Origin of the sequence: Rhodococcus sp. 05-340-2 (genome assembly GCF_002258915.1) — a bacterium.
Lineage (GTDB): Bacteria > Actinomycetota > Actinomycetes > Mycobacteriales > Mycobacteriaceae > Rhodococcoides.
Map to the genome: position 1 here is coordinate 154806 of NZ_NOYU01000039.1, position 11923 is coordinate 166728.

Consider the following 11923-nt stretch of genomic DNA (forward strand, 5'->3'; position numbering starts at 1 on the left):
ACCATGAGCACACAGACCCTTTCGGCAAGCGTTGTCCCGCTTCGTGGGTTCGTTCCGTCCCTCGAGGGGATGCGTGCCGTCGCGTGTATCGGAATCGTTGTCACCCACGTGGCCTTTCAGACCGGTGGCGCGACGTCGCCGATCCTGGGTCATGTCTGGGGAAGATTCGACCTCACTGTGGCGATCTTCTTCTCGCTGTCGGGATTCCTGCTGTGGCGTCCGCACGCGGCGGCGGCCCGCGGTCATCGGAGTGCCCAGCCGCTCGGCCGCTATTTCCGTTCGCGGTTCGCGAGGATTCTGCCCGGTTACTGGGTCGGCGTGCTGCTGATCCTGCTGTTTCTTCCCGATGCAGGCGGTGACTACCGCGTGTGGCTGGCGAACCTGTCGTTCACTCAGGTGTTCGTGCCCCTGACCCTGACCCAGGGGTTGACGCAGATGTGGTCGCTGTCGGTCGAGATCGCCTTCTATCTCCTGCTGCCGGTGTTCGCTTGGCTCATGGTGCGCCTGCGCGGTGCGGCCGCCGCCCGTCGTATACCGGTCATCTTGGGTGCTGCGGTGCTGACCCTGTCGTGGGCATTCGTTCCGGTGTCGACCCCCGACGGCATTCACCATGACAACTGGCTCCCCGGCTACTTCCCGTGGTTCGCGGCTGGGATGCTGCTCGCCGAGGTCTCGGTGGGGCCACCGACCTGGGTGCATCGGCTGGCTCGTCGCCGATTTGTCATGTCGTCTATCGCGGTTGCCGCGTTCGCCTTGTCGGCGACTCCTCTGGCGGGTCCGCAGGGCTTGGTGCGTCCGGCGGCCTGGCAGTTCGAGATCAAGATCCTGCTCGGCGCGATACTGGCCTTCGCGATGCTCGCCCCACTGATTCTCGCCGAGGACGGTCGACGGCATCGCTTCCTCGAGCATCCGGTGATGCTGACGCTGGGCCGCTGGTCGTACGGATTGTTCATCTGGCACCTGGCCGTGCTCGCCGTCGTGTTCCCGGTGTTCGGCATCATCCCGTTCTCGGGTGGGATGTGGTTCGTCTTGCCGGTGACTCTTGCACTGTCGATTCCGGTGGCAGCGGCGAGCTACGCGCTGGTGGAAGACCCTGCTCGACGACGCCTGGCATCCCGCAAGAAAGCGGTCACGGCTTCCGTATCGCCGTGATCGCCAACGCGACGATTCCGATCAGGGACGCCAGCTGCACCCAGTAGGACCCGCCGACGTACCCATCGGGAGATCGCCACGGTCCGAGCGAGAGCAGTGCTGGAGCCAGCAGTGTGAATCCGCCTGCAACGCAGACCGATACACGTGAGGAGACCGTGCGTCCGTAGCGGCGATCCACGAGCACCGCGCCGATGCCGATCACGGCCACGGTGACCGCACCGGCGATCCCGGCCAATACGATCGTTGCTCCGAGCAGCGCAACGACTGCGGCCGGAACGCTCTGCCACGGCCGCGGTGATGGGCTCGGATTCGGCGCACTACGTGGCCGACGCAGCGCTGCGAACAGCAGCGGGATCAGCAGGAGCAGCCCGCCGAAGATTCCGAGTCGGTACCAGCGATCGGTAGCGAAATCCAACGAGATCGTGCCCGACGCCCCGGCCGGAACGATCCAGGCCTGTTGCCACCCGTCGACCACGACCGGGGAGAGTTCGACGCCACCGGGTGTGGTTGCGCGCCAACCACTGTTGTTGCTTTCCGGGATGACCAGCAAGCGGTCCTCCGTCGCGGAGGTCAGCGTCACCTCGCGGTGATCGGGGCTCCAGGCGGTGGTCCTGGCGGCCTGCGGTGCCGATCCCGTCGGCCACTCGGCCGGAATAGGCATGGTGCGCAACCGAATACCGTCGACGAAGAACGACGCACCCGGCTCGACCACCACGTCCTGGCGTCCCTCGGGAAGTGATACCGGGTTGACGAAGTTCTCGTTCACCGGGGTGTCGGCATCGCACACCGACGCCTTCAGTGGCTCGCCGGAACGGAACTGGTCCGCGGTGGCCGTCACTGACGTGCGCACCGTCTGCCCGGCGATGGAGACGATGGGGCCTGCGAAGCAGTCCACGGTGATCTCGCGGTCGCCGTCGTACGGTGCGCCGATCGGTTCACCACCGGACAGCGGCGTCACTTCGGCGAAGCCGGGTGGTTGAGACTGGATGAAGCCCAACGAGTTTCGGTCCAGTACGCCGTCCCAGTCCACGATCGACAGAACGATCCTGTCCGTCACGTACGGCGCGAGGTCGAGGGTCGTCGAACCGTCGGTGTCGACGTCGCGCACCATCGGCCCGTTGCCGAGGTTGACCGCGACCCGGGTGGGGTGCGCCGGAAGTGCGCCGAGGCTGGGGCTGAGCTCGAGCCCGTCCACCAGTGTGGGAGAGGGCAATTCGATGGTCAGAGTGGGGTCGGTTCCCGCGCGATCGGTGATCGACTTCTCCGGCGCTGTCCAGGACGTGCGCGGATCGCCGTCGGTCGCGGCGAACGCCGAGCCGTGCAGGTCCGCGACGTCCGACGCCCCGCTGGCCAACGGCCGCCCCGGTTGCGCCAGTAGCGCTTCGAGTTCGGGGGACTGCCGCGCGCGTACCGTCAGATCCGGAATGACCGCGGTACCCATCGGCACGTCGATCGTGCGCGAGAAGCGGCCCAGTTCCTCGGGCGACTTGGACAATCCACTGCTGCAACGGATTCGATCCTCGGTGTCGAGGCAGCCGGAGCGGCCGGGGAATTCCTGGCCCAGTTCCCAGGCGTCGACGCCCGCCCTGGAGGGAGTCGCAGGCAGCACCGCGCGGTGCACGATCGGTACCTGTTTCGGGTTGTCCCGGTCGGAGTAGTCGTCCACCGACACCTCGCTGATGCCGAACTGGCTGCCCCGGGTCCCGTCCACCGTCGACTTCGCGGTGATGCGCAGCCACGGAGTCTCACCGCCCGGTAGTGACACCGTCATCGGCTCACCCGGCTCGTCGACGCGTGCCGCCGTCGAGCCGTTCGGGGTGGTGATTTCCACCCACTTGACCGGGTCGCCGATCGTCCCCGGGCTGGTGCGCATGCGCAGCAGCCCGCCGCGCACCGGCGTATCGAAGTCCAGTTGAAGCCATTGCCCCACAGCACGTTCGATCCCGTTGCTGATCCAGCTGGTGGCAAGATCGCCGTCCACCGCGGCGGCGACACCGCTGCCGGGGGCGCTCCCACCGATCTGCGTGGCGTCCGACGCCGAACTCGACGCCGTCAGGGTCGCGCCCTCCCACTCGGCATCGACGGTCTCTGCCCCGTACACCGGGTAATCGGACACCTCGTTGAGCGAACGTCGCGGCTCGTCGGCGGCCCGCAGGGCAGAACTGTGATTGTCGACCTGGCCGAAGTCCGTCTCGCGATTCATCGGGGTGTCGGTCACCGTTACCGAGTCCACGGCGATGCCCGCCGCAGCTGCATCCGAGGCCAGCAGAGTGGGGCCCGACGGCACCGGATTGCGAATCCCGTTGTTCCGCAGCTCGTTCGAGCGCAGAATCGACTCCGGACCACCCTGGACGACCGGTACACGGTCGAGATCGACGGTGTACGGACCGGACGCGGGAATGCCTGCCGAATCGCCGACCGAATAGATCTCGACAGCCGGATACGGCGGTCGCAGATCACCGTCGAGCACAACGCCGTCGACCTGACCCGGAGCCACGTCCTCACCGAATTCGGCCACCTTCTCGAGTCCCGGCGAACCGTCGAGCACCTGGTGCACCGAGGCCGGACGGGTGGATCGAGAGTTCTCGGGATCGAGGTCGTTGCGCACGACGACGTAGCTGATGCCCTGGCCCAGAAGGGTATCGGCCAACCCGGCCGACGGCCGACCGTCGGCGAAGAGCCGTTGCACGGAGTCCAATGCGCGGATGGCACCGGGCGGGGTGAGCGGCACGGCGTCGCGGACGGCCCAGGGCGTGGTGGCCAGAGCCTGCAGTGGTTCGTCTCGGGTCAGACCCCAGGTCTGCAGGGCGAACGGTGCGCCGGGCACGATCAGGGCCCGCTGCGCGTCGGAACCGTCGGGGCTCGATCCCGAGGCATTCTCGGTGAGCCAGTCCGCGGCGTCGTGCCAGTACTGCGGAACGGCCTCGTACGCTCCCCGGGGCGCGAGCTTGCCCGTCCACGCCAGTGAGGTGGACAGCGTCAAGGCCACGAGAACCAGTGCGGTCACCGCCATCATGGGGTGCTTCTCGGGATGCGCGACGGCCGATCGCCACTGCGTGCGCGGCGCGGAACCCGGGAGCGGAACTCGGGCCAACAGATGAGCCAGGCCCAGCACCAACGGAATTCGAATGACCGGCTCGAGTTTGTGGATGTTGCGCAGCGGTGCGCCTGCGGAATCGAGGAACACCCGGACGGCAGCGGCGAACGGACCGTCCAGATCGCCGACGAACCCGGCACCGAGGCCGACGAGACCGACGAACAGCATGATCGTCAACCGGCCGCGGGCAGGCATCGAGCGCATCGCCAGGCCCGCGATTCCGGCAGCCGCGATCAGACCCGTCGCGACAACGGCCGCGGGCTGAGTTACCAGAACGGCACCGGCCACTCGCTCGGGGGACACGAACGGCGTCCAACTGCCGGTGCCGCGCAGCACCTCCGTCAGCGACGTCCACTGCGTGGTGGTGCCGGACGATTCGATGTAGTCGAGAAACGGTGGAGAGACCTTGCCCAGCAACAGCAGTGGAACGATCCACCACAGCGTCGCGAGCGCCAGGAAGCCCGACCACCACGCACCGAAGACGAACCACCGCTTGTTCGGCCGATGCGTCAGCATCCAGATCACGGCCACCAGGACGGCGGCGGCGGTGGCGACGGCATTGACCGCGCCCATCAACGCCACTGCGAGGGCCGATTGCGCCGCAGTGTGTCGAGCCGTCTGTTTCGCAGTGTCCCCGACGAGATACCGCACCATCGGGATCAGCACCCACGGTGCCAGCATCATCGGCATCGTCTCCGAGGAGATCGACGCGAGGGTGGTGATCACGCGCGGAGAGAGAACGAAGGCCGTCGCTGCGATCAGACGGGAACTGCGGCTGCCGATACCGAGAGCTTCGGCGAGCCGGACGATTCCCCAGAAGCCGGCGATGAGCAGCAGCGCCCACCAGATGCGTTGAGTGATCCACGGCGGGATCGACAGCAGGTCGCCGCCTGCGAAGAACGCACCGTGCGGAAAGAAGTAGCCGTATGCCTGGTTCTGCACCTGGCCGAGCGGAGCTGCGCTGTTCCACTGATGGGAGGCGCGTTCGAGAAATCCGAGGGGGTTCTGAGCCAGGTCGTACTTGGTGTCGGCGACGGTGAAGCCGGGGACCTGCAGAAAAGTGAGGAGGAACGCCAGAATCGAGACGCCGAAAAGCCATTTACGGCCGAGCGGCTCGGCCGAGATCATCGATTCACGAAAGCGACCAGCGTCAGCGGCTGCCGTACTCAACCTGGTTCAGCAAGGACGAGTCGGCGTTTCCGGAGCGATCGATATCCGGACGAGAGTTGTCGGCTGCAGCTGCGGTGACTCCGAAGACGACGCCCGCACCCAGTACGGCTCCGACGACGGCGGCAATGACACCCGGGACAGCAAACTTCATCTCGGTTCTCCAGTCAGTCGGCTCAGGAAAGAAGCGGGCGAGGTGGACCCCCACGCGGGCATCACGGTATCACTCGCACCTCCAGAAGAGGCCGGTGGACGCGTTACTTGCCGGGAGGAACGATCAGGACGGGTCGATGACTGTGTCGCAGAACGTGCTCGGCCACCGAACTCTGGAGCAGCGCACGTAGACCGGTGGTGCCCCTCGTGCCGGTGACGATGATGTCGACGTTCATCTCGTCGGCTTTCTCCACGATCGCGCTCCAGATGGCGGTGGTGCATTCGGTGCACTGGCCCTCCACCTTCAGGCCTGCGGCCTCGGCCAGCGCGACGCCCTCACTGTTGGTCACTTTCGCATCGGTGAGCGCCACGTCCTCGGCCTCGTCGTCGGGCACCCATTCGGGCTGCATGACGCCGGAGAGGCCGGACATTCGAGCGGCCTGACGCACCATCGGCTCCCACGCGGTGACGACGATCGCGCGAGAAGTGGTGAGAAATCGGCCTGCATAATCGATGGCGCGTTTGGCATTGTCGGAGCCGTCGTAGGCAATGAGTATGAGGTCTGCGGTCATGGTCGAGCTCCTCCTCATGTCGCTTTCGTCCAGATTACCCCCACCCCTCCCGCACCCCGGGGCGAAACCGGCACCCCGCATCTCGGCTACCGTCGTCTTCCATGCGACTTCGGTTTTCGGTTCGGTCCGCTGCGGTGATGACGGTCGGTGTCGGCCTGTTGGTCTCGTGCTCCACCGAGTCCGCGCAGGTCGCGTCGACGCAGTCGGAGTCCCCTGCCCCGACCACCACCGCCGTCGAAACGACGGTGCCGCAACCGGTCCCGCCCGTCGACGAGTGTGTTGCGTTCGTCGACGGACTGTCGGAGCGGCAGCGTTTGGCGCAGCTCCTCACCGTCGGAGTCACCGGAACTGCGGACGCGGTGCAGATCATGTCCACCGAGCAGGTCGGCGGCATCTTCGTCGGCAGTTGGACCGACGAGTCGATGCTCGGCAATCGGGAAGTACCGCAGGTGCTCGATGCGTCCGCGGTGGCTCCGATGGTCACGATCGACGAGGAGGGCGGACGGGTTTCGCGGGTCGCGGATCTGCTGGGGGAGGCGCCGTCGGCGCGAGTGCTGGCACAGACGATGTCGGTGGACCAGGCATACCAGGAGGCGTTGACGCGCGGCCAGGGGTTGAAGGACCTCGGGGTCACCGTCGACTTCGCTCCGGTGGTCGACGTGAGTGCACAGCCCGACGATTCCGTCATCGGTGATCGGTCGTTCTCCGACGATCCGCAGGTGGTCATCGAGTACGCGGGGGCGTACGCGCGTGGTCTGGAGGACGCGGGCGTCAAGCCCGTCATCAAGCATTTTCCCGGGCACGGCTCGGGATCGGGCGACTCGCACACCGGCGCGGTGACGACGCCGTCTCTCGACGAGTTGAAGGCAAAGGATCTGTTGCCGTTCGCGGCGCTGAACAACACCGGCGTCGGTGTCATGGTCGGGCATCTCGATGTGCCCGGACTGACGGAGCCGGGTGTGCCGGCGAGCATCAGCCCGGCGGCGATGGCGTTGCTGCGCGATGGCGTCGGATACGGTGCCGCTCCGTTCGACGGCCCGATCTTCACCGACGACCTCAGCGGCATGGCGGCGATCACGGCGCGACTCGGGATCGTCGACGCGGTCGAGGCGGCGTTGGTGGCGGGAGCCGACGTCGCGCTGTGGCTCACCACCGATCAGGTGCCCGCGGTGTTGGACAATCTCGAAGACGCGGTGGCGACGGGACGCCTCGCGGCGGCTCAGGTGGACGAGGCCGCAGCGACGGTTGCTCGGTTCAAGGGGGCATGCGGGGCCTGATTGCGCGGTACTGGACCTTACTGTGGAGTAACGTCTAGTACTTCGTACGTATTGGAGGGTCCATGGCTGGCGGCACCAAGAGATTGCCCCGCGCCGTCCGCGAGCAGCAGATGCTCGACGCGGCGGTGGATGTGTTCTCCGACAACGGGTTCCATGAGACGTCGATGGATTCGATCGCCAAGAAGGCGGCCATCTCCAAGCCGATGCTCTACCTGTACTACGGGTCGAAGGACGAGTTGTTCGCCGCGTGCATCCATCGCGAGGGCGTGAAGTTCGTCGAGGCTCTGACTCCCGCTGCAGATCCGACGCTGACGCCGCGCGAGCAGTTGCGCAAGGCGCTGATCGGTTTCCTCGGATTCGTCGGCGAGAACCGGAAATCATGGATGGTGCTCTACCGACAGGCCATCGGTCAGCAGGCGTTCGCCTCGCAGGTGCAGAGCAGCCGAGATCGGTTGATCGAGCTGACGGCCGGCCTGCTCGCGATGAGCACGAGGGATCCCGAGCAGTCGCAGAACTTCGGGCTGATGGCCGTCGCGTTGGTCGGGGCGGGCGAGGCCGTGGCCGACCGAGTGGCAGGCGGCGAAATCGAGGTCGACGCCGCAGCGGACCTACTGGAAAATCTGGCATGGCGCGGCCTGGCCGGAAAGAAAACCGCCACCACCTGAGAAGAACTACCGCCGAACTCGAAGTTGTGGACGGAAATCCGAGGAAATCCGTCCACAACTTCGAGTTCGAGACGCCAGGAGTGGAGCCCGCGGAACGACCCGGAGCAGTTACCGCAGGGTTCCCGTCAGATGCGGGTAGCCCTTCTTCGGGTTCTTCAGCGACAGGTCCCAGCCGGTGCCGACGGCCTCGGCGTAGGCGTTCACCGTCGCGGGCAGGACGATCGGCTTGCCGAAGCGGATGCTGTAGTTCACAGCTTCCGGGATTCGACCCTCGACGGTCTGCAGTACTGCGGCAGCACTCCACATTCCGTGCGCGATGGTCTTCGGGAACCCGAATGCCTTTGCGCCGAGTGAGGACACGTGAATCGGGTTGCGGTCTCCGGAAATTGCCGCGTACCGGCTGATGATCCGCTGGTCGACGCGCAGGGTGCGGGTCGGGGGCGGCGGAACCTCGTCGGCGGGCGGTGCCTCGCGGGGTCCACCGGACAGTGACGTCTTCTGCAGGCTCAGGAAGCTCGAGGTCTGCTTCCAGACCAGTTCGCGTCCTACCTTGACCTCACTGATCAGGTCGACGAGCAATCCCTTGCGGTGCTCGCGCAGGTTCTCCGCGTGCACTCGCACGTCCAGTGGCTCGGAGGACGAGATGCCACGGAACTGCTCGATGACGTTCTCGGCGTGTACCGAACCGATCGCGGCGAACGGAAAGCCCTTGGACACCATCAGTTTCATCACCGTCGGGAAGACGAGGGTGAAGGGGTAGGTGACCGGGAGCTGATCGCCGAATCGCAGTCCCGTCGCGCGGCAGTACCCGGCGAGGTTGTCGGGGTCCACTCGCAGACCCTTGAGCTCGTACACCGTGCTGGGAACCGAAGACGACCTGGATCCGAAGAACGGCAGCGCGCCGAGCGCAGCCGAGGTGTAGATGTCGGACGTCTTCGGCTGCGCGGTCAGCGTGACGGTGCTCATGCGCCGAGGAGGCTCTGGCCGCACACACGCACGACCTGACCGGTGACGGCGTTGGATGCGGGAGAAGCGAAGTACGAGACCAACTCTGCGACGTCGACGGTCTCACCGCCCTGCAGCAGCGAGCTCATGCGTCGTCCGGCCTCGCGGGTGGCGAACGGGATGGCAGCCGTCATCGCGGTCTCGATGAAGCCGGGGGCGACGGCATTGATGGTGATGTTCTTCTTCGCCAGCACCGGTGCCGACGCGTGCACCAGGCCGATGACGCCTGCCTTGGACGTGCCGTAGTTGGTCTGGCCGCGGTTGCCCGCGATGCCTGCGATGGAGGAGACGTCGACGACGCGGCCGCCTTCCTTCAGCGCACCCGACTCGACGAGCTGGTCCGTGATGCGCTGCGGGGCAGCGAGATTGACGCCGATGACCGAGTTCCAGCGCGCGTCGTCCATGTTGGCGAGCGTCTTGTCGCGGGTGATGCCTGCGTTGTGCACGATGATGTCTGCGCCGCCGTGGCGTTCGAGGAGATGCTTGCTCAGTACCTCTCCGGCGTCGGGCGAGGTGACGTCGAGTGCGAGCGAGGTGCCACCGACCTTGTTGGCCGTCTGCGAGAGTGCTTCTCCGGCAGCGGGAATGTCGGCGGCGATGACGGTGGCTCCGTCGCGGGCGAGGACCTCGGCGATGGTGGCACCGATACCGCGGGCGGCTCCGGTGACGACGGCTACCTTGCCTGCGAGCGGCTTGTCCCACGAGGCCGGTGCCTGCGAATCTGCGTCACCCACGGTGATGACCTGGCCGTCGACGAATGCGGACTTGGCCGACAGCAGGAAGCGGAGGGTGGATTCGAGGCCGGACAGGCCGGTCGATGCCTTGGGGGAGATGTAGACGAGCTGCGCCGTGGCACCGCGCTTGACCTCTTTGCCGACGCTGCGGGTGAAGCCTTCGAGGGCGCGCTGAGCGATGTGCTCGTCGACGCTCGAGGTCTCCTCCGGCGTGGTGCCGATGACGACGACGCGTGCGGACGGTGCCAGGTTACGGATGACCGGCTGGAAGAACTTGAAGAGCTGCTCGAGCTCGGCGACGTTGCCGATGCCGGTGGCGTCGAACACCAGTCCGCCGTGCTTGTCGTCGTGCGGCTGCGACTGCGGGTAGTCCGAGAGCAGCTCACGCAGCGGCTCGACGAGGCGACCACTGCCGCCGATCAGGACCGGTCCGGCCAGCGGCGGCTCGCCTGCCTTGTAGCGGCGCAGCTTCTCGGGCTGCGGCAGGCCGGCCTGCTTGGCGATGAAGGCTCCCGGCGCGGACGCGAGGAACGTTGAGTAGAGATCTGGGGCTCCCTTGGAGGCTGCCACTGTCGTACCTTTCATTCAGCGCTGCTCGCTCTGGGAGCGAGGCGCACGACCGGGTGTCGACAACCAACTTACTCGCCAGTAAGATGAAACTCCACCAGGGCCTTTTTCCACGATGTTTGGAGACGTCAGTGACAAGCAAGCAGCTACGACCGGTCGCAATTGTCGGTGGCAACCGCATTCCTTTCGCGCGTTCGGACAAGAAGTACGCGCTGGCGTCCAACCAGGACATGCTCACCGCAACCATCGACGGGCTCGTCTCGCGATTCGGTCTGCAGGGCGAGCGGCTGGGCCTCGTCGCCGCCGGTGCCGTGCTCAAACACTCACGCGATTTCAACCTCACTCGCGAGGTCGTACTGGGCAGCGCATTGAGCCCGTACACCCCGGCCTTCGACATCCAGCAGGCCTGCGGCACCGGCCTGCAGTCGATCATCGCCGTCGGCGACGCCATCGCGTCGGGCAGGATCGATGCCGGCATCGGTGGCGGTGTCGACACCACCTCCGACGCTCCGATCGGTGTCAACGACGAGCTGCGCGAGTTCCTGCTCTCCCTGAACCGGGCGAAGAGCACCGGCGATCGCATCAAGCTCCTCGGTAACGTCCGTCCCGGCATGCTCGGCATCGAGATCCCGCGCAACGGCGAGCCGCGTACCGGCCTGTCGATGGGTGACCACGCCGCCATCACCGCCAAGGAATTCGGTGTCCGCCGCGAGGACCAGGACGAACTGGCCGCAGCGAGCCACCACAACATGGCGGCTGCGTACGATCGCGGCTTCTTCGACGATCTGGTGACGCCGTTCCTCGGCCTGACTCGCGACGACAACCTGCGTCCGGGATCGACCGTGGAGAAGCTCGCGACCCTCAAGCCGGTCTTCGGAACCAAGCTGGGCGACGCCACCATGACGGCGGGCAACTCGACGCCGCTCACCGACGGTGCGTCGGCTGCCTTGCTGTCGAGTGACGAGTGGGCTGCCGAGCGCAACCTGCCGGTGCTCGCGCATCTGGTCGATTCCGAGACCGCAGCGGTCGATTACGTCCACGGCAACGGATCGTTCAAGGACGGTCTGCTGATGGCTCCGACCTACGCGATCCCGCGTCTGCTCGCTCGCAACGGCCTGACGCTGCAGGACTTCGACTACTACGAGATCCACGAGGCATTCGCTTCGGTGGTGCTCGCAACTCTGCAGGCCTTCGAGAGCGACGAGTACTGCAAGGAGCGGCTCGGCCTCGACGGTGCGCTCGGTTCCATCGACCGCAGCAAGCTCAACGTCAACGGCTCCTCGCTCGCTGCAGGTCACCCGTTCGCCGCGACCGGCGGACGCATCGTGGCCTCGCTGGCGAAGATGCTGGCCGAGAAGGGCTCGGGCCGTGGCCTGATCTCGATCTGCGCGGCCGGTGGCCAGGGCGTCACGGCGATCATCGAGCGCTGATCACTGCAGCTTCGGCTGCTCACAGTCCGGGGGACGTGAGGGTCGGTGGATCCGTCCGATCGAGGGGTTCGACGGATCTACCGACCACGACGTGAAAAAGGGGC

At 66.4% G+C, this 11923-nt stretch carries 9 protein-coding genes; 4 read left to right on the forward strand and 5 right to left on the reverse strand.

Features of this window, described 5'->3' with window-relative positions:
* The first annotated feature begins 3 nt into the window (after positions 1–3).
* On the forward strand, positions 4–1152 hold the full coding sequence (locus CH271_RS24385) for an acyltransferase family protein (protein ID WP_252341946.1): 1149 nt from the start codon (positions 4–6) through the stop codon (positions 1150–1152).
* Here CH271_RS24385 and CH271_RS24390 read toward each other — a convergent pair.
* The 3 genes from CH271_RS24390 to CH271_RS24400 form a co-directional block, all read right to left on the reverse strand.
* Entirely contained in the window at positions 1130–5377 is a 4248-nt protein-coding gene (locus CH271_RS24390) for an alpha-(1->3)-arabinofuranosyltransferase (RefSeq protein ID WP_094635235.1), read from the reverse strand. The two genes, CH271_RS24385 and CH271_RS24390, sit on opposite strands and share 23 nt — an antisense overlap.
* A gap of 22 nt (positions 5378–5399) precedes the next feature.
* Complete coding sequence (locus CH271_RS24395) at positions 5400–5570, reverse strand: DUF2613 domain-containing protein (protein WP_082073827.1); 171 nt, start codon at positions 5568–5570, stop codon at positions 5400–5402.
* A 103-nt stretch (positions 5571–5673) separates the two neighbouring features.
* Positions 5674–6141, reverse strand: coding sequence for a universal stress protein (locus CH271_RS24400; protein ID WP_027495380.1), 468 nt, complete (start codon positions 6139–6141; stop codon positions 5674–5676).
* A gap of 101 nt (positions 6142–6242) precedes the next feature.
* Between CH271_RS24400 and CH271_RS24405 the strand changes: the two genes are divergently transcribed.
* Both CH271_RS24405 and CH271_RS24410 read left to right on the forward strand, forming a co-directional pair.
* Complete coding sequence (locus tag CH271_RS24405; protein ID WP_094635236.1) at positions 6243–7418, forward strand: glycoside hydrolase family 3 N-terminal domain-containing protein; 1176 nt, start codon at positions 6243–6245, stop codon at positions 7416–7418.
* 62 nt (positions 7419–7480) lie between these two features.
* Complete coding sequence (locus tag CH271_RS24410; protein WP_032396646.1) at positions 7481–8083, forward strand: TetR/AcrR family transcriptional regulator; 603 nt, start codon at positions 7481–7483, stop codon at positions 8081–8083.
* 108 nt (positions 8084–8191) lie between these two features.
* On the opposite strand, the gene CH271_RS24415 is transcribed toward CH271_RS24410, so the two are convergent.
* The gene (locus tag CH271_RS24415) at positions 8192–9049 is read right to left on the reverse strand and encodes a MaoC/PaaZ C-terminal domain-containing protein (protein ID WP_037195924.1); all 858 of its coding nucleotides are present in this window, start codon (positions 9047–9049) and stop codon (positions 8192–8194) included.
* On the reverse strand, positions 9046–10392 hold the full coding sequence (locus CH271_RS24420; RefSeq protein ID WP_094635237.1) for a 3-oxoacyl-ACP reductase: 1347 nt from the start codon (positions 10390–10392) through the stop codon (positions 9046–9048). Before CH271_RS24420 ends, CH271_RS24415 begins: the two co-directional genes overlap by 4 nt.
* A gap of 83 nt (positions 10393–10475) precedes the next feature.
* On the opposite strand from CH271_RS24420, the gene CH271_RS24425 reads away from it, so the two are divergent.
* A complete protein-coding gene (locus CH271_RS24425) occupies positions 10476–11819 on the forward strand; it encodes an acetyl-CoA C-acetyltransferase (protein ID WP_052048116.1) in 1344 nt (447 codons plus the stop codon).
* The last annotated feature ends 104 nt before the right edge of the window (positions 11820–11923 follow it).